Annotated in this window: 32 protein-coding genes; 1 reads left to right on the forward strand and 31 read right to left on the reverse strand. The window is 69.9% G+C overall.

All coding sequences use genetic code 11. The features are described from left to right. The first annotated feature begins 19 nt into the window (after nucleotides 1–19). Nucleotides 20–853: an ROK family protein gene (locus ACH443_RS15210; RefSeq protein ID WP_429764744.1), complete on the forward strand. Its 834-nt coding sequence runs from the start codon at nucleotides 20–22 to the stop codon at nucleotides 851–853. A gap of 3 nt (nucleotides 854–856) precedes the next feature. Here ACH443_RS15210 and ACH443_RS15215 read toward each other — a convergent pair whose 3' ends face one another. The 31 genes from ACH443_RS15215 to rpsJ form a co-directional block, all read right to left on the reverse strand. Next, complete coding sequence (locus tag ACH443_RS15215; RefSeq protein ID WP_430590782.1) at nucleotides 857–1,648, reverse strand: alpha/beta fold hydrolase; 792 nt, start codon at nucleotides 1,646–1,648, stop codon at nucleotides 857–859. Between the two features lie 85 nt (nucleotides 1,649–1,733). Continuing rightward, on the reverse strand, nucleotides 1,734–2,270 hold the full coding sequence (gene rplQ / locus ACH443_RS15220; protein WP_430547440.1) for a 50S ribosomal protein L17: 537 nt from the start codon (nucleotides 2,268–2,270) through the stop codon (nucleotides 1,734–1,736). A gap of 76 nt (nucleotides 2,271–2,346) precedes the next feature. Next, nucleotides 2,347–3,363 carry a DNA-directed RNA polymerase subunit alpha gene (locus ACH443_RS15225; protein WP_429727860.1) on the reverse strand — a complete coding sequence of 339 codons (1,017 nt, stop codon included), beginning with the start codon at nucleotides 3,361–3,363 and terminating at the stop codon, nucleotides 2,347–2,349. Between the two features lie 160 nt (nucleotides 3,364–3,523). Beyond that, nucleotides 3,524–3,928 (reverse strand): 30S ribosomal protein S11, encoded by a 405-nt coding sequence (gene rpsK, locus ACH443_RS15230; RefSeq protein ID WP_380321664.1) that lies wholly within the window; start codon nucleotides 3,926–3,928, stop codon nucleotides 3,524–3,526. 74 nt (nucleotides 3,929–4,002) lie between these two features. Next, nucleotides 4,003–4,377, reverse strand: coding sequence for a 30S ribosomal protein S13 (gene rpsM, locus ACH443_RS15235; protein ID WP_380321661.1), 375 nt, complete (start codon nucleotides 4,375–4,377; stop codon nucleotides 4,003–4,005). Between the two features lie 197 nt (nucleotides 4,378–4,574). Continuing rightward, nucleotides 4,575–4,688 carry a 50S ribosomal protein L36 gene (gene rpmJ / locus ACH443_RS15240; protein WP_009740505.1) on the reverse strand — a complete coding sequence of 38 codons (114 nt, stop codon included), beginning with the start codon at nucleotides 4,686–4,688 and terminating at the stop codon, nucleotides 4,575–4,577. A gap of 71 nt (nucleotides 4,689–4,759) precedes the next feature. Then, complete coding sequence (infA, locus tag ACH443_RS15245) at nucleotides 4,760–4,981, reverse strand: translation initiation factor IF-1 (RefSeq protein WP_012867920.1); 222 nt, start codon at nucleotides 4,979–4,981, stop codon at nucleotides 4,760–4,762. A 257-nt stretch (nucleotides 4,982–5,238) separates the two neighbouring features. Continuing rightward, nucleotides 5,239–6,123 (reverse strand): type I methionyl aminopeptidase, encoded by an 885-nt coding sequence (map, locus tag ACH443_RS15250; protein WP_430590783.1) that lies wholly within the window; start codon nucleotides 6,121–6,123, stop codon nucleotides 5,239–5,241. A 13-nt stretch (nucleotides 6,124–6,136) separates the two neighbouring features. Continuing rightward, complete coding sequence (locus tag ACH443_RS15255; RefSeq protein ID WP_430590805.1) at nucleotides 6,137–6,694, reverse strand: adenylate kinase; 558 nt, start codon at nucleotides 6,692–6,694, stop codon at nucleotides 6,137–6,139. A gap of 101 nt (nucleotides 6,695–6,795) precedes the next feature. Beyond that, a complete protein-coding gene (gene secY, locus ACH443_RS15260) occupies nucleotides 6,796–8,094 on the reverse strand; it encodes a preprotein translocase subunit SecY (protein WP_429764750.1) in 1,299 nt (432 codons plus the stop codon). A 304-nt stretch (nucleotides 8,095–8,398) separates the two neighbouring features. Next, nucleotides 8,399–8,866 (reverse strand): 50S ribosomal protein L15, encoded by a 468-nt coding sequence (gene rplO / locus ACH443_RS15265; RefSeq protein ID WP_429764752.1) that lies wholly within the window; start codon nucleotides 8,864–8,866, stop codon nucleotides 8,399–8,401. A 2-nt stretch (nucleotides 8,867–8,868) separates the two neighbouring features. Then, nucleotides 8,869–9,051, reverse strand: coding sequence for a 50S ribosomal protein L30 (gene rpmD / locus ACH443_RS15270; RefSeq protein ID WP_079573239.1), 183 nt, complete (start codon nucleotides 9,049–9,051; stop codon nucleotides 8,869–8,871). Further along, nucleotides 9,051–9,722, reverse strand: coding sequence for a 30S ribosomal protein S5 (gene rpsE, locus ACH443_RS15275; protein WP_380244182.1), 672 nt, complete (start codon nucleotides 9,720–9,722; stop codon nucleotides 9,051–9,053). The genes rpmD and rpsE overlap by 1 nt, the downstream gene beginning before the upstream one ends. Nucleotides 9,723–9,765: 43 nt before the next feature. Continuing rightward, a complete protein-coding gene (gene rplR / locus ACH443_RS15280) occupies nucleotides 9,766–10,137 on the reverse strand; it encodes a 50S ribosomal protein L18 (protein WP_429764754.1) in 372 nt (123 codons plus the stop codon). Beyond that, nucleotides 10,137–10,673: a 50S ribosomal protein L6 gene (gene rplF, locus ACH443_RS15285; protein WP_429764756.1), complete on the reverse strand. Its 537-nt coding sequence runs from the start codon at nucleotides 10,671–10,673 to the stop codon at nucleotides 10,137–10,139. The genes rplR and rplF overlap by 1 nt, the downstream gene beginning before the upstream one ends. 20 nt (nucleotides 10,674–10,693) lie before the next feature. Next, the gene (rpsH, locus tag ACH443_RS15290; protein ID WP_429764758.1) at nucleotides 10,694–11,092 is read right to left on the reverse strand and encodes a 30S ribosomal protein S8; all 399 of its coding nucleotides are present in this window, start codon (nucleotides 11,090–11,092) and stop codon (nucleotides 10,694–10,696) included. A 73-nt stretch (nucleotides 11,093–11,165) separates the two neighbouring features. Then, complete coding sequence (locus ACH443_RS15295) at nucleotides 11,166–11,351, reverse strand: type Z 30S ribosomal protein S14 (protein ID WP_013837851.1); 186 nt, start codon at nucleotides 11,349–11,351, stop codon at nucleotides 11,166–11,168. Nucleotide 11,352: 1 nt separating this feature from the next. Beyond that, nucleotides 11,353–11,925, reverse strand: a complete 573-nt coding sequence (rplE, locus tag ACH443_RS15300) for a 50S ribosomal protein L5 (protein ID WP_429727852.1) — start codon at nucleotides 11,923–11,925, stop codon at nucleotides 11,353–11,355. Further along, nucleotides 11,925–12,266: a 50S ribosomal protein L24 gene (gene rplX / locus ACH443_RS15305; protein ID WP_429764760.1), complete on the reverse strand. Its 342-nt coding sequence runs from the start codon at nucleotides 12,264–12,266 to the stop codon at nucleotides 11,925–11,927. Before rplX ends, rplE begins: the two co-directional genes overlap by 1 nt. Nucleotides 12,267–12,268: 2 nt before the next feature. Then, nucleotides 12,269–12,637: a 50S ribosomal protein L14 gene (rplN, locus tag ACH443_RS15310; RefSeq protein WP_079572436.1), complete on the reverse strand. Its 369-nt coding sequence runs from the start codon at nucleotides 12,635–12,637 to the stop codon at nucleotides 12,269–12,271. A gap of 145 nt (nucleotides 12,638–12,782) precedes the next feature. After that, on the reverse strand, nucleotides 12,783–13,073 hold the full coding sequence (gene rpsQ / locus ACH443_RS15315) for a 30S ribosomal protein S17 (protein WP_429764762.1): 291 nt from the start codon (nucleotides 13,071–13,073) through the stop codon (nucleotides 12,783–12,785). 7 nt (nucleotides 13,074–13,080) lie between these two features. Further along, nucleotides 13,081–13,320 carry a 50S ribosomal protein L29 gene (rpmC, locus tag ACH443_RS15320; protein ID WP_079572432.1) on the reverse strand — a complete coding sequence of 80 codons (240 nt, stop codon included), beginning with the start codon at nucleotides 13,318–13,320 and terminating at the stop codon, nucleotides 13,081–13,083. Further along, a complete protein-coding gene (gene rplP, locus ACH443_RS15325; protein WP_429727849.1) occupies nucleotides 13,320–13,739 on the reverse strand; it encodes a 50S ribosomal protein L16 in 420 nt (139 codons plus the stop codon). Before rplP ends, rpmC begins: the two co-directional genes overlap by 1 nt. A 3-nt stretch (nucleotides 13,740–13,742) precedes the next feature. Continuing rightward, nucleotides 13,743–14,576: a 30S ribosomal protein S3 gene (gene rpsC / locus ACH443_RS15330; protein ID WP_430547437.1), complete on the reverse strand. Its 834-nt coding sequence runs from the start codon at nucleotides 14,574–14,576 to the stop codon at nucleotides 13,743–13,745. After that, entirely contained in the window at nucleotides 14,576–14,944 is a 369-nt protein-coding gene (rplV, locus tag ACH443_RS15335; RefSeq protein WP_079572426.1) for a 50S ribosomal protein L22, read from the reverse strand. The genes rpsC and rplV overlap by 1 nt, the downstream gene beginning before the upstream one ends. 58 nt (nucleotides 14,945–15,002) lie before the next feature. Next, nucleotides 15,003–15,284 carry a 30S ribosomal protein S19 gene (gene rpsS, locus ACH443_RS15340; RefSeq protein WP_075829208.1) on the reverse strand — a complete coding sequence of 94 codons (282 nt, stop codon included), beginning with the start codon at nucleotides 15,282–15,284 and terminating at the stop codon, nucleotides 15,003–15,005. 15 nt (nucleotides 15,285–15,299) lie between these two features. Further along, nucleotides 15,300–16,136 carry a 50S ribosomal protein L2 gene (rplB, locus tag ACH443_RS15345; RefSeq protein WP_429764765.1) on the reverse strand — a complete coding sequence of 279 codons (837 nt, stop codon included), beginning with the start codon at nucleotides 16,134–16,136 and terminating at the stop codon, nucleotides 15,300–15,302. A gap of 29 nt (nucleotides 16,137–16,165) precedes the next feature. After that, nucleotides 16,166–16,468 (reverse strand): 50S ribosomal protein L23, encoded by a 303-nt coding sequence (rplW, locus tag ACH443_RS15350; RefSeq protein WP_079572420.1) that lies wholly within the window; start codon nucleotides 16,466–16,468, stop codon nucleotides 16,166–16,168. Then, complete coding sequence (rplD, locus tag ACH443_RS15355) at nucleotides 16,465–17,163, reverse strand: 50S ribosomal protein L4 (protein WP_429764766.1); 699 nt, start codon at nucleotides 17,161–17,163, stop codon at nucleotides 16,465–16,467. Before rplD ends, rplW begins: the two co-directional genes overlap by 4 nt. A gap of 4 nt (nucleotides 17,164–17,167) precedes the next feature. Then, nucleotides 17,168–17,821, reverse strand: coding sequence for a 50S ribosomal protein L3 (gene rplC / locus ACH443_RS15360; RefSeq protein ID WP_429764768.1), 654 nt, complete (start codon nucleotides 17,819–17,821; stop codon nucleotides 17,168–17,170). 13 nt (nucleotides 17,822–17,834) lie between these two features. Beyond that, nucleotides 17,835–18,143: a 30S ribosomal protein S10 gene (gene rpsJ / locus ACH443_RS15365; protein WP_013837837.1), complete on the reverse strand. Its 309-nt coding sequence runs from the start codon at nucleotides 18,141–18,143 to the stop codon at nucleotides 17,835–17,837. Between the last annotated feature and the right edge of the window lie 471 nt (nucleotides 18,144–18,614).

The following is an 18,614-nucleotide window of genomic DNA, read 5'->3' on the forward strand; positions in this document are numbered from 1 at the left end:
TGTGGCCGGATGATGTCCCGTGATGGTCGACCCAGGCGCCTCGGCGCGCACCCCCGCTCCCCGCCCCGACGACGGCACCTCCCGGGCGCCGGCGCCCTCCGACGTGCTCACCCTCGCCGTCGACTGCGGCGGCGGAGGCATCAAGGCGGCGGTCCTGGACTCCGCGGGCACCGCGCACGCGTCGCCGGTGCGGGTCCCCACCCCCTACCCGCTGCCCCCGCAACTGCTGCTGGACACCGTGGCCGGCATCGCGGACCGCCTCCCCGCCGCGCACCGCGTGACGCTCGGGATGCCCGGCATGATCCGCCACGGCGTGGTCGTCCACACCCCGCACTACGTCACACGCTCGGGTCCCCGCTCACGGGTGCTGCCGGAGCTCGTGGAGGCGTGGGCCAGCTTCGACGTCCGCGGCGCGCTCGCCCGCCGGCTCGGCGTCCCCGCCCTCGTGCTGAACGACGCCGAGGTGCACGGCGCCGGCGTCGTGGCGGGCTCCGGCGTCGAGCTGGTGCTCACCCTCGGCACCGGGCTGGGGTCCGCGCTGTTCGACGGCGGCCTGCTCGCGCCGCACCTGGAGTGGTCGCACGCCCCCGTGCGGCGCGGCGCGACGTACGACCAGTACGTCGGAGAGCCGGAGCGCCGCCGCCTGGGCGACGGGCTGTGGTCGCGGCGGGTCGTCGCGACCGTCGACGGGCTGCGTCCGGTGTTCCGCTGGGACCGCCTGTACCTGGGCGGCGGCAACTCCCGCCGCATCACGCCCGCCGCCCTCGACCGGCTGGGCGACGACGTCGTCGTCGTGCCCAACTCCGCCGCGCTGGTCGGCGGCGCGCGGGCGTGGGACCTGACGCTGCCCTGACCGTCACCGGTGGGCGGGTGACGCCCCGACGGCTGCCTCCTCGGACGTGACGACGGTCTCGGCCTCGAGGAGCGCACGCGTGAAGGCGACCGGGGCGTCGAGGCTGACGAGGTGCCGGGCGTGCGGCACGACGACGAGCCGGGCGGCCGCCCCGCCGGCCCGGGCCGCGGCGACGAACGCGCGCTCCTGGGCGCGGAAGTGGTCGTAGCGCCCGTTGACGAACCACACGGGGCTGCGCGCGGCCGCGAGGGCGCCGAGGGTGTCGGTCGGACCTAGCTCCCGCAGCACCTCGGCCATGGCGGTGAGCGCATAGCCGCCGGCCCCCAGGTCCCCCGCGCCCTCTGCGTCGAGGGCGAGACGGACGACCGCGTCGTTCAGGCGGGCGCCGTGGTCGGGCCAGCCCTCGATCCACCGGGCGAGCGACAGCCACGCCGGCCGCAGCGACGACGAGGACTCCGTGCAGCAGGACGCCGCGACGAGCCCCGCGCTCTGCTCCGGGTGGCGCGCGCGGTGCTCGATGGCGACGTAGCCCCCGAGCGACAGGCCCGCGACGAGGGCCCGCCCCCCGAGCCCCTCCACGGCGTCGTGCACGGCGTCCACCGCGCCGTCGAGCGTGAACGGCTCGCCCCGTCGCGCACCGTGGCCCGGCAGGTCGGTCGCGACGGCGGGGACCCCGGCGCGCCCCAGCGCCTCGAGCTGGCGCCGCCACATGGTCGCCGACGTGCGGGAGCCGTGCACGAGCACGACCGGCACGGGGGCCCGGGGTCGGGGCGGCGCGTCGGAGCGGGCGGCCATGCTCCCCAGCCTAGGAACGACGAGGCCCCGCGCCACCTCGGGAGGTGGCACGGGGCCTCGTCGTGGTCGCGGGGGACGCGGGAGGTCAGGCCTCCTTCGTCTCCTCGGCCTTCTCGTCAGCCTTGTCCTCGGCGGGCGCCTCGGCCGGAGCCTCGGTGGCCTCCTCGACGGCGGCCTCGTCCTTGGCGGGCTTCTCGTCCTCGACCTTGGCAGCCTTCTCGGCGGCCTTCGTGGCCTCCTTGACGACGGCCTGCTTCGGGCTCACCGGCTCGGTGACGAGCTCGATGACCGCCATGGGGGCGTTGTCGCCCTTGCGGTTGCCGATCTTGGTGATGCGCGTGTAGCCACCGTTGCGCTCGGCCATGGCCGGGGCGATCTCGGTGAACAGCGTGTGCACCACGGACTTGTCGCGGACGACGGTCAGCACCCGGCGACGGGCGTGCAGGTCGCCGCGCTTCGCGAAGGTGATGAGGCGCTCGGCCAGGGGGCGCAGGCGCTTCGCCTTCGTCTCCGTGGTCGTGATGCGGCCGTGCTCGAAGAGCGACGTCGACAGGTTCGCGAGGATCAGTCGCTCGTGAGCCGGGCTGCCACCGAGCCGCGGACCCTTGGTGGGGGTAGGCATTTCTGGTTCTCCTTGAGGGTGGTTCCGCACCGCGCGGCCCGGTCAGGTCGAGCGGGCTGCTGCGGGCGCGGAGACGTCAGTACGACTGCTCGTCCGAGTACGTGGCCTCGTCGTCCCCGCCGCTGAAGTACGCGGAGCTGGACGGGTCGAAGTCGAGGGGCGAGTCCTTCAGCGAGAGGCCCAGCTCGGCGAGCTTCTCCTTGACCTCGTTGATGGACTTCGCGCCGAAGTTCCGGATGTCGAGCAGGTCGGCCTCGCTGCGAGCCACGAGCTCACCCACCTGGTGGATGCCCTCGCGCTTGAGGCAGTTGTACGAGCGGATCGTGAGGTTGAGCTCCTCGATCGGCAGCGCCAGGTCCGCGGCCAGCGCGGAGTCCGTCGGCGACGGGCCGATCTCGATGCCCTCGGCCTCGACGTTCAGCTCACGGGCGAGACCGAACAGCTCGACGAGCGTCTTGCCGGCCGAGGCGAGCGCGTCGCGGGGGGCGATCGCGGCCTTCGTCTCGACGTCGACGATCAGCTTGTCGAAGTCCGTGCGCTGCTCGACACGCGTGGCCTCGACCTTGTAGGTGACCTTGAGGACCGGCGAGTAGATCGAGTCGACGGGGATCCGACCGATCTCGGCCTCGTCGTTCTTGTTCTGCGCCGCGGACACGTAGCCACGACCGCGCTCGACGGTGAGCTCGATCTCGAGCTTGCCCTTGTCGTTGAGCGTGGCGACGTGCAGGTCCGGGTTGTGCACCTCGACGCCCGCCGGCGGCACGATGTCCGCGGCGGTGACCACGCCCGCACCCGTCTTGCGCAGGTACATCACGACGGGCTCGTCGTTCTCCGAGGAGACGACGAGGTTCTTGATGTTGAGGATGATCTCGGTGACGTCCTCCTTCACACCCGGCACGGTGGAGAACTCGTGGAGCACTCCGTCGATGCGGATGGAGGTGACGGCCGCGCCCGGGATGGACGACAGGAGGGTCCGGCGCAGGGAGTTGCCGAGCGTGTAGCCGAAGCCAGGCTCGAGCGGCTCGATGGAGAAGCGCGAACGGTACTCCGAGATGACCTCTTCGGTCAGGGAGGGGCGCTGTGCGATCAGCACGGTCAGGTCCTTTCAGTGTGCGTCCGCCATATGACGCATCACGGATCCGCGAGTACTCGCGGCCCCGGGTGGGACTCGGTCCACCCGCCCGGGCAGGCTGCGGCGTCGTACGAGCCCGGGGCCGATCCCTCGGCCCCGGGGCCCGACGACGTCGGGAGGGTCAGACGCGGCGGCGCTTCGGGGGACGGCAGCCGTTGTGCGCCTGGGGCGTCACGTCCTGGATCGAGCCGACCTCGAGGCCGGTCGCCTGCAGGGAGCGGATCGCGGTCTCACGACCGGAACCCGGGCCCTTGACGAAGACGTCGACCTTCTTGACACCGTGCTCCTGGGCGCGGCGGGCGGCCGACTCGGCGGCGAGCTGCGCGGCGTACGGCGTGGACTTGCGGGAGCCCTTGAAGCCGACGTGGCCGGCGGACGCCCACGAGATCACGGCGCCCGACGGGTCGGTGATCGAGACGATCGTGTTGTTGAAGGTGCTCTTGATGTGCGCCTGGCCGAGCGGGACGTTCTTCTTGTCCTTGCGGCGCGGCTTGCGCGCGGCCGTGGCACGAGTCTTGGGAGGCATGTGTTCTCTGATCTCCTGGTCTGATCGGACCGGGGCGGTTCAGCTCGGGGAGCCGACCGCACCACGGACTGCTATCAGCGGGCCTTCTTCTTGCCCGCCACGGTGCGCTTCGGACCCTTGCGGGTACGCGCGTTGGTCTTGGTGCGCTGACCGCGCACCGGGAGGCCGCGGCGGTGACGCAGGCCCTGGTAGGTGCCGATCTCGACCTTGCGGCGGATGTCGGCGGCGACCTCGCGGCGCAGGTCGCCCTCGAGCTGGAAGTTGCCCTCCAGGTAGTCGCGGAGCGCGACGAGCTGGTCGTCGCCGAGGTCCTTGACCCGCAGGTCCGGGTTGATCCCGGTAGCGGCCAGCGTCTGCTGGGCGCGGGTACGGCCGACGCCGTAGATGTAGGTGAGCGCAACCTCGAGCCGCTTCTCGCGGGGGAGGTCGACGCCGATCAGACGTGCCATGTGCCTTCCGGCTCCTGTACTTCTTCCAGAGGTCTGCCGCACCGCCCTCCCGCGAAGACCGCGGGCCCCGGCCCCTGGACCGGAGGTTCCCCTCGACCGCCCCGTGAGGAGCCCCGCTCCCGAGAGAGCGGCGTCGAGGTTCGTGGTGGTGCGCTTGTGTCCGACGGCGAGCGCGTGCCGTCAGCAGGTGGCTGCGATCAGCCCTGGCGCTGCTTGTGGCGCAGGTTCTCGCAGATCACCATGACGCGACCGTGCCGGCGGATCACCTTGCACTTGTCGCAGATCTTCTTGACGCTCGGCTTGACCTTCATCAGTGGTTCCTCCGCCGCCGTACGCACGCCGGCGGGTGCCGGCGCCACGACGGCGCTCGATGGGGTGGTGGTTACTTGTAGCGGTAGACGATCCGACCGCGGGACAGGTCGTACGGGCTGAGCTCGACCACGACGCGGTCCTCCGGGAGGATCCGGATGTAGTGCTGACGCATCTTGCCCGAGATGTGCGCGAGGACCTTGTGGCCGTTCGCCAGCTCCACACGGAACATCGCGTTCGGCAGGGCCTCGACCACGCTGCCCTCGATCTCGATGACGCCGTCCTTCTTTGCCATGTCCTCCGCTAACTCTCGTCTGTCCCCGGGCGCCCGTCAGCAACGTGACGGAGGTCCGGATGTCGTGCGTGCCGCCTGCTCACCCTCGTCCCGACCGGTCGACGTGACGTCGAGCCGGTGCTGGTCTGCAGCGCCACCAACTCGCGCCTGCATCTCGAGGAACTGCCGAACGGACTACACCCGACAGACCATCGTACTCCATGGTTCCAGCAGCTGCGAACGTGGGTGGACGGTCGTCGGTCACACGCCTTCGTCGGTCACGCGTCGAGGGGCACGGGCACGACCTCGAACGGGGCGAGCCCCGCACGCCCGCCGTCGGCGGCCGTCAGCACGCTGATGCCGTCCTCGAGGAGGGCGACGCTGTGCTCCCAGTGCGCGGCGCGGGAGCCGTCCTGCGTCACGACCGTCCAGTCGTCCGCAAGGACCCGGGTCGCCCCGCTCCCCCGCGTGACCATCGGCTCGATGGCGAGGCACATGCCGGGGCGGAGCCGAGGACCACGGTCCGAGGTGCGGAAGTTCACGACGTCGGGCGGCTGGTGCATCGCCGTGCCGATGCCGTGACCGACGTAGTCCTCGACGATCCCGTAATCGACGCCGGAGACGCCCCCGGCGAGCTCGACGGCCGCCTCGACGGCCGTCCCGACGTCGCCGAGCCGCCTGCCGCCCGCCAGCGCCGCGATCCCCGCCCACATGGCCGTCCGCGTGGCGCGGACGAGGTCGAGGTCCGCCGCGTCGACGCCGTCGACCGCCGTCGCGCCCTCGACGTCCAGCGCGCCGTCCGGGCCCAGCACGAAGCTGATCGCGGAGTCGCCGTGCCAGCCGTCCACGATCGCGCCGCAGTCGATCGACACGACGTCACCGACCTCGAGCACGCGGGTGCCGGGGATGCCGTGGATGACCTCCTCGGAGACGGAGACGCAGATCGTCGCGGGGTAGCCCTCGTAGCCGAGGAACGACGGCGTCGCTCCCGCGTCCGCGATGACCCGCGCCGCGACCGCGTCGAGGTCCGCCGTCGTGAGGCCCGGGCGGGCCGCCGCGCGCACCGCGTCGAGCGTCGACGCGACGACCAGGCCGGCGCGCCGCATGACGCGCACCTGGTCCGGCGTCTTGAGCTCGATGCGCTCGCGCGAACCGAAGATCATGGCGTGGCGAGCCTCAGCCGAGCTCGGCGGCCAGCGCCTGGACGATGCGCTCGGTGACCTCGGAGACGTCGCCGATGCCGTCCACCTTCGCGAGGATGCCCCGCTCGGAGTACGCGGCGGTCAGCGGCGCGGTCTGCTCGTCGTAGATGTCGAGCCGGCGCGCGATCGCCTCCGGGGTGTCGTCCTCGCGGCCCTCGATCTCGGCGCGCTTGGCGATCCGCGACAGGAGCTCGTCCCGCGCGGCCGTGAGCTCGACGACGCCGTCCAGCTCCCAGCCGAGGTCGGCCAGGATGCCGTCGAGCGCCTCGACCTGGTGCGCGTTGCGCGGGTAGCCGTCGAGCAGGAACCCGGCCTTCACGTCGTCCTCGCCGAGGCGCGAGCGCACCATCTGGTCGGTGACCTCGTCCGGGACGAGCTCGCCCTTGGCGCTGTACTCCTGCGCGAGCTTGCCGAGCTCCGTGCCGCCCTTGATGTTGGCGCGGAAGATGTCGCCCGTCGAGATGGCGGGGATGCTGAACAGCTCGGCGAGGCGCGCGGCCTGCGTGCCCTTGCCCGCCCCCTGCGGCCCCATGATCACCAGGCGCGTCACCCGCGCCTCGGCGCTGGGGGCACCGTGGAGCTCGCGGCGGGTGGTCGGCGTGGCAGCGGCGGGGCCGCCTTCGTTCGTCTCGGTCAACGGAGGAACCCTTCGTAATGACGCTGCTGGAGCTGGGAGTCGATCTGCTTCACGGTCTCGAGCCCGACGCCCACGATGATGAGGATCGACGTGCCGCCGAACGGGATGTTCGTGGTGACTCCCAGCACCACGAGCACGATCGTGGGGATGAGCGCCACGATCGCCAGGTAGATCGAGCCCGCGGAGGTGATGCGGGTGATCACGTAGTCGAGGTACTCGGCCGTGGGCCGGCCGGCGCGGATGCCCGGGATGAAGCCGCCGTACTTCTTCATGTTGTCCGCGACCTCGTCCGGGTTGAACGTGATCGACGTGTAGAAGAACGCGAAGAAGATGACCATCAGCACGTACAGCACGATGTACAGCGGGTCGGACTGCTGGACCAGGTTCTCCGAGATCCAGAGCACCCAGCCCGCGGTCGGCTCGCCGAACTGGGCGATCAGCCCGGGGATGGCGAGGATCGACGCCGCGAAGATGACCGGGATGACGCCGGCCATGTTGATCTTGATCGGGATGTAGGTGCTGGTGCCGCCGTACATGCGGCGTCCCACCATGCGCTTCGCGTACTGCACCGGGATGCGGCGCTGCGACTGCTCGACGAAGACGACCAGCCCGACGACGAGCACGATGACGAGGATCATCACGATGAAGTTCAGGGGGCCGTTCGAGCCGCCGGCGATCGACCAGAGCGCCGACGGGAAGCTCGCGGCGATCGACGTGAAGATCAGCAGGGACATGCCGTTGCCGACGCCGCGCTCGGTGATCATCTCGCCGAGCCACATGACCAGGCCGGTACCAGCCGTCATCGTGATGACCATCAGCGTGGCCGTCACGAAGCTGTCGTCCGTGATCACGTCGACGGGGCAGCCCTGGAAGAGCATCCCGGTGCGGGCGGTCGTGATGATCGTCGTCGACTGCAGGATCGCGAGGGCGATCGTCAGGTAGCGCGTGTACTGCGTCAGCTTCGCCTGGCCCGACTGGCCCTCCTTGTGCAGGGCCTCGAACCGAGGGATGACCACGCGCAGCAGCTGCACGATGATGCTCGCGGTGATGTACGGCATGATGCCGAGCGCGAAGATCGACAGCTGGAGCAGGGCACCGCCGCTGAAGACGTTGACGAGACCGAGCAGCGAGGTGCTGCCCTCGAGGGCCGCGACGCACTGTTGCACGTTGCCGTAGTCGACGCCGGGTGTGGGCACGAGCGACCCCACCCGGAAGAGCGCCATGATCGCGATCGTGAACAGCAGCTTGCGCCGCAGGTCCGGTGTCCGGAAAGCCCGGCCGAATGCGCTGAGCACCTATCCTCCTGGCCCGCCGCGGCGGGTTGTCGTGTCGCCGGGGACCGGCGAGGTGTGGCGCGAGCTCCCGACACCGCGGCCGTTGGGCCACGCCGCCGTCACGCCGACTCGGTCAAGGTCCGACCGGGGAGACCCCGGCCTCGCCGTCACCCGGATCAGGTGCGTGGCGCGGACCGTGACGGATTCTACGTGCCCCGGACCAGTGAGCCAGACCACACGCCGTCGCGGAGGGCTGGCCTGCCGGAGCACGCCGGGAGCACACAGGGCCGGCAGCGCGTGTGCGCCGCCGGCCCTGTTGCGGATGTCAGTCCTCGGAGACCGTGCCGCCGGCCGCCAGGATCTTGTCCTTGGCGGAGCCGGAGACGCGGTCGACCGTGACGTCCAGCTTGACGGTGATCTCGCCGTTGCCGAGCACCTTCACCGGCTGACCCTTGCGGACCGCGCCCTTGGCGACGAGGCCCTCGACGGTGACGGAGCCACCCTCGGGGTACAGCGCGGCGAGCTTGTCCAGGTTGACGACCTGGTACTCGACGCGGAACGGGTTCTTGAACCCGCGCAGCTTCGGGAGGCGCATGTGCAGAGGCATCTGCCCACCCTCGAAGCCGGCGGGAACCTGGTAGCGAGCCTTCGTACCCTTGGTACCGCGACCCGCCGTCTTGCCCTTCGACGCCTCACCACGACCCACGCGGGTCTTGGCGGTCTTGGCGCCGGGGGCCGGACGCAGGTGGTGGACCTTGAGCGGCTGACCCGCCTTCTCGGTGTTGTCCGCCATGATCACTCGACCTCCTCGACGGTGACGAGGTGCGCCACCGTGGTGACCATGCCACGGATCTCCGGACGGTCCTCCTTCACGGCGGTGTCGCCGATCCGCTTGAGGCCGAGGGTCCGCAGCGTGTCACGCTGGTTCTGCTTGCCGCCGATGGCGGACTTGACCTGGGTGACCTTCAGTCGAGGCATCACGCACCCACCTTCTCGTCAGCCTTGGCCGCCTTCTCGGCGAGCCCGGCGGCCTGCGCACGCAGGAGCGCGGCCGGGGCCACGTCCTCGAGCGGCAGACCACGGCGGGCGGCCACGGCAGCCGGCTCCTCGAGGCCCTTGAGGGCCGCGACGGTGGCGTGCACGATGTTGATCGAGTTGGACGAGCCGAGCGACTTGCTCAGCACGTCGTGGATGCCGGCGCACTCCAGCACGGCGCGCACCGGACCACCGGCGATCACACCGGTACCCGGCGAGGCCGGACGCAGGAACACGACGCCGGCGGCCTCCTCACCCTGGACGGGGTGCGGGATGGTGCCCTGGATGCGCGGGACGCGGAAGAAGTTCTTCTTCGCCTCCTCGACACCCTTGGCGATCGCCGCGGGCACCTCCTTGGCCTTGCCGTAGCCGACACCGACGGTGCCGTCGCCGTCGCCCACCACGACCAGCGCGGTGAAGCTGAAGCGGCGACCACCCTTGACGACCTTCGAGACGCGGTTGATCGTCACCACGCGCTCGACGAAGGCGTTCTTGTCGGCGGCGTCGCGGCCACCGCCACGGCGGTCGTCGCGGCGACCGCCGCCGCGGCGGCCGTCGTTCTTGTTGGACTCGTTGGCGCCCTGGGGGGCGCCGGTGCGCTGCCCTGCAGCCATCAGAGGATCCTCATCTTCCGTGCGAAATCGCGGACGTCGGCCATCACAGCTCCAGCCCCGCTTCCCGGGCGCCGTCGGCGACCGCAGCCACCCGACCGTGGTACTTGTTGCCACCGCGGTCGAAGACCACGGTCTCGACGCCGGCGGCCTTGGCACGCGCGGCGACGAGCTCGCCGACCTTGCGGGCCTTCGCCGTCTTGTCGCCGTCGAGGGCGCGCAGGTCGGCCTCGAGGGTCGAGGCCGAGGCGACGGTCTTGCCGACCGTGTCGTCGACGATCTGCGCCACCATGTGGCGCGAGGAGCGGGTCACGACGAGGCGCGGACGCGCCGCGGTGCCCTTGATCTTCTTGCGCAGGCGCAGGTGACGGCGCTGACGAGCGACGGCCTTGCCCTTGCCCAGAACCTTGAGAGCCATCACTTACCAGCCTTTCCGACCTTGCGGCGGACGACCTCGCCGGCGTAGCGCACGCCCTTGCCCTTGTAAGGCTCGGGCTTGCGGATCTTGCGGATGTTCGCTGCGACCTCGCCGACCTGCTGCTTGTCGATGCCCGCGACCGAGAACTTGGTCGGGCTCTCCACCGCGAAGGTGATGCCCTCGGGCGCGGTCACGGTGACCGGGTGCGAGAAGCCGAGAGCGAACTCCAGGCTCTGCCCCTTGGCCGCGACGCGGTACCCGGTACCGACGATCTCGAGCTTCTTCTCGTAGCCCTGGGTCACACCGGTGACGATGTTGGCCAGGAGGGTGCGGGTGAGGCCGTGCAGCGCACGGGACTCACGCTCGTCGTCCGGGCGCGACACCACGAGGGAGCCGTCGTCCTGGGCGACCGTGATGGGGGCGGGCACCGCGTGCTCCAGGGTCCCCTTGGGGCCCTTGATGGTCACGAGCGCACCGCTGATGGTGACGTCCACGCCGGCCGGGACCGGAACGGGGAGCTTGCCGATTCGAGACATGGCGATATCTCCTTTCCGGATTACCAGACGTAGGCGAGGACTTCGCCGCCGACGCCCTTGGCCTGGGCCTGGCGGTCGGTCAGCAGGCCGGAGGACGTGGACAGGATCGCCACGCCGAGGCCGCCGAGGACCTGGGGCAGGTTGGTGGACTTCGCGTAGACGCGGAGGCCGGGCTTCGACACGCGGCGGACGCCGGTGAGGGCGCGCTCGCGGCTCGGGCCGTACTTGAGGGTCAGGGTGAGGGACTTGCCGACCTTCGCGTCCTCGACGCTCCAGCCGGTGATGTACCCCTGCGCCTGCAGGATCTCCGCGATGTTCGACTTCAGCTTCGAGTGCGGCATGGTGACCGTCTCGTGGTGCGCCGAGTTCGCGTTACGCAGACGCGTGAGCATGTCTGCGATGGGGTCTGTCATGGTCATTGGGCTCCAGCCCTTCCTCGCCGGGGTATCCAGTCAGTGCGTGCGCACCGCCCGGACCTGCGGCGTAGTGGTTTTACCAGCTGCTCTTGGTGACGCCGGGGAGCTCGCCGCGGTGGGCCATCTCCCGCAGGCAGATCCGGCACAGGCCGAACTTGCGGTAGACCGAGTGCGGACGGCCGCAGCGCTGGCACCGGGTGTAGGCGCGGACGGCGAACTTCGGCTTGGCGTTCGCCTTGTTGATCAGGGCCTTCTTCGCCATGTCAGTTCTCCTTGAAGGGGAAGCCGAGACGGCGCAGCAGGGAGCGGCCCTCGTCATCGGTCGTCGCCGTGGTCACGACCGTGATGTCCATGCCGCGGACGCGGTCGATCTTGTCCTGGTCGATCTCGTGGAACATCGACTGCTCCGTGAGACCGAAGGTGTAGTTGCCGTGCCCGTCGAACTGCTTCGGGCTCAGCCCGCGGAAGTCGCGGATACGGGGCAGCGCGATCGACAGCAGCCGGTCGAGGAACTCCCACATCCGGTCGCCGCGCAGCGTGACGTGCGCACCGATCGGCATGCCCTCGCGCAGCTTGAACTGCGCGATGGACTTCTTGGCCCGGGTCACCTGGGGCTTCTGCCCCGTGATCGCCGTGAGGTCGCGGATCGCGCCCTCGATGAGCTTGGAGTCCTTGGCGGCGTCACCGACACCCATGTTGACGACGATCTTGGTCAGACCGGCGACCTGCTGGATGTTCTGGTGGCCGAACTCCTCGCGCAGCGCCGCGATGATCTCCTCGCGGTACTTCTGCTTGAGGCGCGGGGTGGCCGGGGCCTCGAGAGTGGTCTCGGTCATCAGATGTCCTTCCCGGAACGCTTGGCGACGCGCACGCGGACGGTGCGGGTACGGCCGTCGCGCTCGACCTGCTCGGTACGGAACCCGACGCGCGTGCCCTTCTTGGTCTCCGGGTCGACGACCATCACGTTCGAGACGTGGATCGGCGCCTCGACGGTCTCGATGCCACCCGTGCGGGTGCCGCGAGCCGTCTGGCCGGCCTTGACGTGCTTGGTGACACGCTGCACGCCCTCGACCACGATGCGGTCGGAGTCCTTGAGGACCTCGAGCACGCGGCCCGTCTTGCCCTTGTCGCGACCGGCGATGACGATCACCTGGTCGCCCTTCTTGATCTTCGCCATGGTCAGAGCACCTCCGGCGCCAGCGAGATGATCTTCATGAACCGCTTGTCGCGCAGCTCGCGCCCGACCGGGCCGAAGATGCGGGTGCCACGGGGCTCACCGTCGTTCTTGAGGATCACGGCGGCGTTCTCGTCGAACTTGATGTAGGAACCGTCGGGACGACGGCGCTCCTTGGCGGTCCGGACGATGACGGCCTTGACCACGTCGCCCTTCTTCACGTTGCCGCCGGGGATCGCGTCCTTGACGGTGGCGACGATCGTGTCGCCGATACCGGCGTAGCGACGGCCGGATCCACCGAGAACACGGATGCAGAGGATCTCCTTGGCACCCGTGTTGTCGGCGACCCGAAGTCGCGACTCCTGCTGGATCATCGATTGATCTCCTGTCGTCGAGCCGGTTCTCGTCCCAGGCTGTCCCGGGCGAGCCTTGCCGAACGGATAGTTGCTGTGGTGGCCGGGGCGGGCCGCATACGTGTGTCACGGCCTGCCCCGGCCGAAGGTCAGAAGACCTTCTGGATCACTTGGCCTTCTCGAGGATCTCCGTCAGGCGCCACCGCTTGGTCGCGGACAGCGGACGGGTCTCCATGATCTCGACCAGGTCGCCGATACCGGCGGAGTTCTGCTCGTCGTGCGCCTTCACCTTGGTGGTGGTGCGCAGGACCTTGCCGTACAGGGGGTGCTTCTTGCGGTCCTCGACCTCGACGACGATGGTCTTCTCCATCTTGTCGCTGACGACGTAGCCACGACGGACCTTGCGCGTGCTGCGCTCGGTCGTCTCAGCGGCCACCGCGTTGGTGTTCTCGCTCATCGATGCCTCACTCACTCACGCTCGGGGCCGTGCGGATACCGAGCTCGCGCTCGTGCAGGACCGTGTAGATCCGCGCGATGTCGCGCTTGACGGCCTTGATCCGACCGTGGGACTCCAGCTGGCCGGTGGCCGACTGGAAACGGAGGTTGAAGAGCTCCTCCTTGGCCTTCTTCAGCTCGGCGACCAGCTTCTCGTCGTCGAACCCGTCGAGGTCAGCGGGGGCCATGCCCTTGGTTCCGACTGCCATCAGTTCGCACCACCCTCGCGCACCACGAAACGGCACTTCATCGGGAGCTTGTGGATCGCGCGGCGCATGGCCTCACGGGCCAGCTCCTCGTCGACACCGGCCAGCTCGAAGACGATGCGGCCGGGCTTGACGTTGGCGACCCACCACTCGGGCGAGCCCTTGCCGGAACCCATGCGGGTCTCGGCGGGCTTCTTGGTCAGGGGACGGTCCGGGTAGATGTTGATCCAGACCTTGCCGCCACGCTTGATGTGGCGGGTCATCGCGATACGAGCAGCCTCGATCTGGCGGTTGGTGACGTAGGCGGGCTCGAGGGCCTGGATGCCGTAGTCGCCGAACGCGATCGTGGTGCCACCCTTGGCCGCGCCGGAGCGCTTCGGGTGGTGCTGCTTGCGGTGCTTGAGCCTGCGGGGGATCAGCATGACTCAGGCCTCCGTTCCGGACTCGGGGGCCGCAGCCTGCTCCGGCGCCGGGGCCGCGTCGGACGCGGGGGCGCTCTCGGCGGCCGGCTGGGCCTGACGCTCGGGGCGACGACCGCCACCACGGCGCTCCCCACGCTCCGGACGACCACCACGACCCCCGCGGGGGGCGGCAGTCGCCTGCTGCGCGGCGAACTCCTTCTCGGTCATGTCGCCCTTGTAGATCCACACCTTCACGCCGATACGGCCGAAGGTGGTGCGGGCCTCGAAGAAGCCGTAGTCGATGTTCGCGCGCAGCGTGTGCAGCGGCACACGACCCTCGCGGTAGAACTCCGAACGGCTCATCTCGGCGCCGCCGAGACGACCCGAGACCTGCACACGGATGCCCTTGGCACCGGCGCGCTGCGCGGACTGGATGCCCTTGCGCATGGCGCGGCGGAACGAGACGCGGCTCGCGAGCTGCTCGGCGATGCCCTGCGCGACCAGCTGCGCGTCGATCTCCGCGTTCTTGACCTCGAGGATGTTGAGCTGGACCTGCTTGCCCGTGAGCTTCTCGAGCTCGCCGCGGATGCGGTCGGCCTCGGCACCCCGGCGACCGATGACGATGCCCGGACGCGCCGTGTGGATGTCCACGCGGACGCGGTCGCGGGTGCGCTCGACCTCGACCTTGGAGATGCCGGCCCGCTCGAGACCGGTGCTCATGAGCTTGCGGATCGCCACGTCCTCGCGGACGTAGTCGCGGTACCGCTGACCAGGCTTGGTGCTGTCGGCGAACCAGCGCGACCGGTGGTCGGTGGTGATGCCGAGGCGGTACCCGTGCGGGTGAACCTTCTGCCCCACTATCGGGCCCCTTCCTTCTGCTCACGCGGTGCGACGACCACGGTGATGTGGCTGGTGCGCTTGAGGATCTGGCTCGCACGCCCCTGCGCCCGCGGACGGAACCGCTTGAGCGTCGGCCCCTCGTCGACGAACGCCGCCGAGACGAAGAGCTCCGTCTCGTCGAAACGCTCGCTGGCGCGGTCGGCCTTCACCCGGGCGTTCGCGACGGCGCTCTCCACAACCTTGCGGATCGGCTCGCTCGCCGCCTGCGGCGCGAACTTCAGCACCGCGACGGCCTCGGCGGCCTGCTTGCCACGGATGAGGTCCACGACGCGCCGGGCCTTCTGGGGCGTGACACGGACGAACCGCGCCTGCGCCTTGGCTTCCATTGCTGTCCTGCTTCCTTTTCTCAGACCGTCGGGGCCTGTCGTCCGGCTGACCCGGGGGTCAGCGGCGACGGCCCTTCTTGTCGTCCTTCACGTGGCCGCGGAAGGTTCGCGTGGGAGCGAACTCGCCGAGCTTGTGGCCGACCATCGCCTCGGTGACGAAGACCGGGGTGTGCTTCCGGCCGTCGTGCACGGCGAAGGTGTGACCGAGGAAGTCGGGCGTGATGACCGACCGACGGGACCAGGTCTTGATGACGTTCTTGGTCCCCTTCTCGTTCTGAGCGTCCACCTTCTTCTGCAGGTGGTCGTCGACGAAGGGGCCCTTCTTCAGGCTACGAGGCATCTGTCAGGCTCCTTTTCAGCGCTTCTTGCCGGTGCGGCGACGGCGGACGATCAGCTTGTCGCTCGGCTTGTTCGGGCGGCGGGTCCGGCCCTCGGGCTGGCCCCACGGGCTGACCGGGTGGCGACCACCGGAGGTCTTGCCCTCACCACCACCGTGCGGGTGGTCGACCGGGTTCATGACGACGCCACGGACGGTCGGGCGGACGCCCTTCCACCGCTTGCGGCCGGCCTTGCCCCAGTTGATGTTCGACTGCTCGGCGTTGCCCACCTCGCCGACCGTGGCGCGGCAGCGCAGGTCGACGTTGCGGATCTCGCCGGACGGCATGCGCAGCTGCGCGTACGGGCCGTCCTTCGCGACGAGCTGCACGGAGGCACCCGCGGAGCGGGCGATCTTCGCGCCGCCACCGGGGCGGAGCTCGACGGCGTGGATGACCGTACCGGTCGGGATGTTGCGCAGCGGCAGGTTGTTGCCGGGCTTGATGTCGGCGCCGGCACCGGCCTCGACGACGTCGCCCTGCGACAGCTTGTTCGGCGCGACGATGTAGCGCTTCGTGCCGTCCGCGTAGTGCAGGAGCGCGATCCGAGCCGTGCGGTTCGGGTCGTACTCGATGTGCGCGACCTTGGCGGGCACGCCGTCCTTGTCGTGGCGACGGAAGTCGATCACGCGGTAGGCACGCTTGTGGCCACCGCCCTTGTGACGGGTCGTGATGCGACCGGAGTTGTTGCGCCCACCCGTCTTGGACAGCGGACGGACCAGAGACTTCTCCGGCTGCGAGCGCGTGATCTCGACGAAGTCGGCGACGCTGGAGCCGCGGCGTCCGGGCGTCGTCGGCTTGTACTTACGGATTCCCATGGGTTAGTCCTCGATCTGCTCTCTGCGCCTCAGGAAGCCGGACCGCCGAAGATGTCGATCGTGCCCTCACGGAGGGTCACGATCGCGCGCTTCGTGTCCTTGCGCTTGCCCAGGCCGAAGCGCGTGCGACGCGCCTTGCCCTTGCGGTTGATCGTGTTGACCGAGTCGACCTTGACGCCGAAGACCTGCTCGACCGCGATCTTGATCTCGGTCTTGTTGGCCCGCGGGTCCACGACGAAGGTGTACTTGCCCTCGTCGAGGAGGTTGTAGGACTTCTCGGAGACGACCGGCGCGATCAGGATGTCGCGCGGGTCCTTCGTCACGGCGGTCACTTGGTGGCCTCCTCGGTCTCGGCCGCCTCGGACTCCGTGGCGACAGCCTTCACGCTCTTGCCCGTGGCCGGGCCGGCGAGGAACGCGGCGAGCGCGCCCTCGGTGAAGACGACGTCGTCGGAGACGAGCACGTCGTAGGTGTTGAGCTGGTCCGCGGTCAGCAGGTGGACCTGCTCGACGTTGCGGAGCGACAGGATCGTCAGCTCGTCCGAGCGCTCGGTGACCACGAGGACGTGCGTGCGCTCGGTGAGCGCCGCGATCGTCTTGACGGCGGTCCGGGTCGACGGCGCACCGTCGAGGCCGAAGCCGGAGACCACGTGGACGCGGCCGGCGCGAGCCCGGTCGGAGAGGGCGCCACGGAGCGCGGCGGCCTTCATCTTCTTCGGGGTCCGCTGGTCGTACTTGCGCGGCTGCGGGCCGTGGACGGTGCCACCGCCGGCGAACTGCGGGGCGCGGGTCGAACCCTGACGGGCGCGGCCGGTGCCCTTCTGCTTGTACGGCTTCCTGCCACCACCGCGGACCTCGCCGCGGGTCTTGGTGGCGTGCGTCCCCTGGCGGGCGGCGGCGCGCTGCGCCACGACCACCTGGTGGATCAGCGGGACGTTGGTGACGGTGTCGAACACCTCGGCGGGAAGCTCGGCGGTGCCGGCCTTCTTGCCCTGGGCGTCGAGCACGTCGACGGTCTGGTTGGCCATGGGGTCACGCACCCTTCGCAGCGGTACGCACGACGACGACGCCACCCTTGGGGCCGGGAACCGCGCCCTTGACGAGCAGCAGACCCTTCTCGGCGTCGACCGCGTGGACGGTCAGGTTCTGGACGGTCATGCGCTCGTGGCCCATGCGACCGGCCATCCGCAGACCCTTGAACACGCGCGACGGCGTCGAGGCGCCGCCGATCGAGCCGGCCTTGCGGTGGTTGCGGTGAGCACCGTGGGAGGCGCCGACGCCGGAGAAGCCGTGGCGCTTCATGACACCGGCGGTGCCCTTGCCCTTGGTGGTACCGACGACGTCGACCACGGCACCGGCCTCGAAGGCCTCGGCGGTGATCTCCTGGCCGAGCGTGAACTCGGCGGCGTCCTCGGTGCGGACCTCGGCGACGTGACGACGCGGCGTGACGCCGGCCTTCTCGAAGTGGCCCTTGAGCGGCTTGGTGACCTTGCGCGGGTCGATCTGGCCGGCGGCGAGCTGCACGGCCGCGTAGCCGTCGGCGTCCGCGGAGCGGACCTGCGTCACGACGTTGGTCGGGACGGCCACGACGGTGACGGGGACCAGACGACCGGCGTCGTCCCACAGCTGCGTCATGCCGAGCTTGGTGCCGAGCACCGCGGTCACGTTCTTCTGCTGGTTGGTCATATCTATCCCAGCCTCAGAGCTTGATCTCGATGTTCACGTCGGCAGGCAGGTCGATCCGCATGAGCGAGTCGACGGCCTTCGGCGTGGGATCGATGATGTCGATGAGCCGCTTGTGCGTGCGCATCTCGAAGTGCTCGCGGCTGTCCTTGTACTTGTGAGGCGACCGGATGACGGTGAAGACGTTCTTCTCCGTCGGCAGCGGCACCGGACCCACGACCGTCGCACCAGCGCGCGTCACCGTGTCGACGATCTTGCGCGCCGAGCTGTCGATGACCTCGTGGTCGTAGGACTTGAGCCGGATGCGGATCTTCTGTCCCGCCATGGCGTCGTCTGACTCTCTCTCTCGAACCGCTACTGTCCGACCCCCGCGCTCGGGCGTGTCGCGCTAGGCGACGTACCCGGGCGCACACCGAACCGGCGTGGGGCCGTTGATTGTGGTCCGCGGGGCGGACCACGACGTTTGTCTGGCCTGTCGAGACATGTGTCCCGCGGGGCGCTCTAGCGCGTCGACAGCCGGCAACCCCGCGACCCCTCTCCGGGAGGGGATCCGCTCCAGGTGACGAGGACCGTTCCGGAGATCCGGACCGGCACACGCACCGTGGTGCTACACACTGTTCGACACGAGAAAGAACGCGCCCGTGACAGGCAACCTGAACATCTTGCCACAGGGAGCCCCGTGATTCCAAGCCGGAACGGGGTTCGACCGCTGTGACGCCGGACGCACCGCACCTCGGGGCGGCACGCGCCCGGGCGCGCAGGAGGCCCGGACCCTGTCGGGCCCGGGCCTCCTGCT

Origin of the sequence: Isoptericola sp. NPDC019571 (assembly GCF_044389385.1) — a bacterium.
Taxonomy (GTDB): Bacteria; Actinomycetota; Actinomycetes; order Actinomycetales; family Cellulomonadaceae; genus Isoptericola; species Isoptericola nanjingensis.

Coding starts and splice junctions, on each gene's coding strand:
- ACH443_RS15215 (WP_430590782.1), bottom strand. CDS start 1,648: ATGGCCGCCCGCTCCGACGCGCCGCCCCGACCCCGGGCCCCCGTGCCG.
- rplQ (WP_430547440.1), bottom strand. CDS start 2,270: ATGCCTACCCCCACCAAGGGTCCGCGGCTCGGTGGCAGCCCGGCTCAC.
- rpsK (WP_380321664.1), bottom strand. CDS start 3,928: ATGCCTCCCAAGACTCGTGCCACGGCCGCGCGCAAGCCGCGCCGCAAG.
- rpsM (WP_380321661.1), bottom strand. CDS start 4,377: ATGGCACGTCTGATCGGCGTCGACCTCCCCCGCGAGAAGCGGCTCGAG.
- rpmJ (WP_009740505.1), bottom strand. CDS start 4,688: ATGAAGGTCAAGCCGAGCGTCAAGAAGATCTGCGACAAGTGCAAGGTG.
- infA (WP_012867920.1), bottom strand. CDS start 4,981: ATGGCAAAGAAGGACGGCGTCATCGAGATCGAGGGCAGCGTGGTCGAG.
- map (WP_430590783.1), bottom strand. CDS start 6,123: ATGATCTTCGGTTCGCGCGAGCGCATCGAGCTCAAGACGCCGGACCAG.
- ACH443_RS15255 (WP_430590805.1), bottom strand. CDS start 6,694: ATGGGGCCGCAGGGGGCGGGCAAGGGCACGCAGGCCGCGCGCCTCGCC.
- rplO (WP_429764752.1), bottom strand. CDS start 8,866: ATGGCGGACAACACCGAGAAGGCGGGTCAGCCGCTCAAGGTCCACCAC.
- rpmD (WP_079573239.1), bottom strand. CDS start 9,051: ATGCCTCGACTGAAGGTCACCCAGGTCAAGTCCGCCATCGGCGGCAAG.
- rpsE (WP_380244182.1), bottom strand. CDS start 9,722: ATGGCTGCAGGGCAGCGCACCGGCGCCCCCCAGGGCGCCAACGAGTCC.
- rplR (WP_429764754.1), bottom strand. CDS start 10,137: ATGGCTCTCAAGGTTCTGGGCAAGGGCAAGGCCGTCGCTCGTCAGCGC.
- rplF (WP_429764756.1), bottom strand. CDS start 10,673: ATGTCTCGAATCGGCAAGCTCCCCGTTCCGGTCCCGGCCGGCGTGGAC.
- rpsH (WP_429764758.1), bottom strand. CDS start 11,092: ATGACCATGACAGACCCCATCGCAGACATGCTCACGCGTCTGCGTAAC.
- ACH443_RS15295 (WP_013837851.1), bottom strand. CDS start 11,351: ATGGCGAAGAAGGCCCTGATCAACAAGGCGAACGCCAAGCCGAAGTTC.
- rplE (WP_429727852.1), bottom strand. CDS start 11,925: ATGACCGAGACCACTCTCGAGGCCCCGGCCACCCCGCGCCTCAAGCAG.
- rplX (WP_429764760.1), bottom strand. CDS start 12,266: ATGGCGAAGATCAAGAAGGGCGACCAGGTGATCGTCATCGCCGGTCGC.
- rplN (WP_079572436.1), bottom strand. CDS start 12,637: ATGATCCAGCAGGAGTCGCGACTTCGGGTCGCCGACAACACGGGTGCC.
- rpsQ (WP_429764762.1), bottom strand. CDS start 13,073: ATGAGCGAGAACACCAACGCGGTGGCCGCTGAGACGACCGAGCGCAGC.
- rpmC (WP_079572432.1), bottom strand. CDS start 13,320: ATGGCAGTCGGAACCAAGGGCATGGCCCCCGCTGACCTCGACGGGTTC.
- rplP (WP_429727849.1), bottom strand. CDS start 13,739: ATGCTGATCCCCCGCAGGCTCAAGCACCGCAAGCAGCACCACCCGAAG.
- rplV (WP_079572426.1), bottom strand. CDS start 14,944: ATGGAAGCCAAGGCGCAGGCGCGGTTCGTCCGTGTCACGCCCCAGAAG.
- rpsS (WP_075829208.1), bottom strand. CDS start 15,284: ATGCCTCGTAGCCTGAAGAAGGGCCCCTTCGTCGACGACCACCTGCAG.
- rplB (WP_429764765.1), bottom strand. CDS start 16,136: ATGGGAATCCGTAAGTACAAGCCGACGACGCCCGGACGCCGCGGCTCC.
- rplD (WP_429764766.1), bottom strand. CDS start 17,163: ATGGCCAACCAGACCGTCGACGTGCTCGACGCCCAGGGCAAGAAGGCC.
- rplC (WP_429764768.1), bottom strand. CDS start 17,821: ATGACCAACCAGCAGAAGAACGTGACCGCGGTGCTCGGCACCAAGCTC.
- rpsJ (WP_013837837.1), bottom strand. CDS start 18,143: ATGGCGGGACAGAAGATCCGCATCCGGCTCAAGTCCTACGACCACGAG.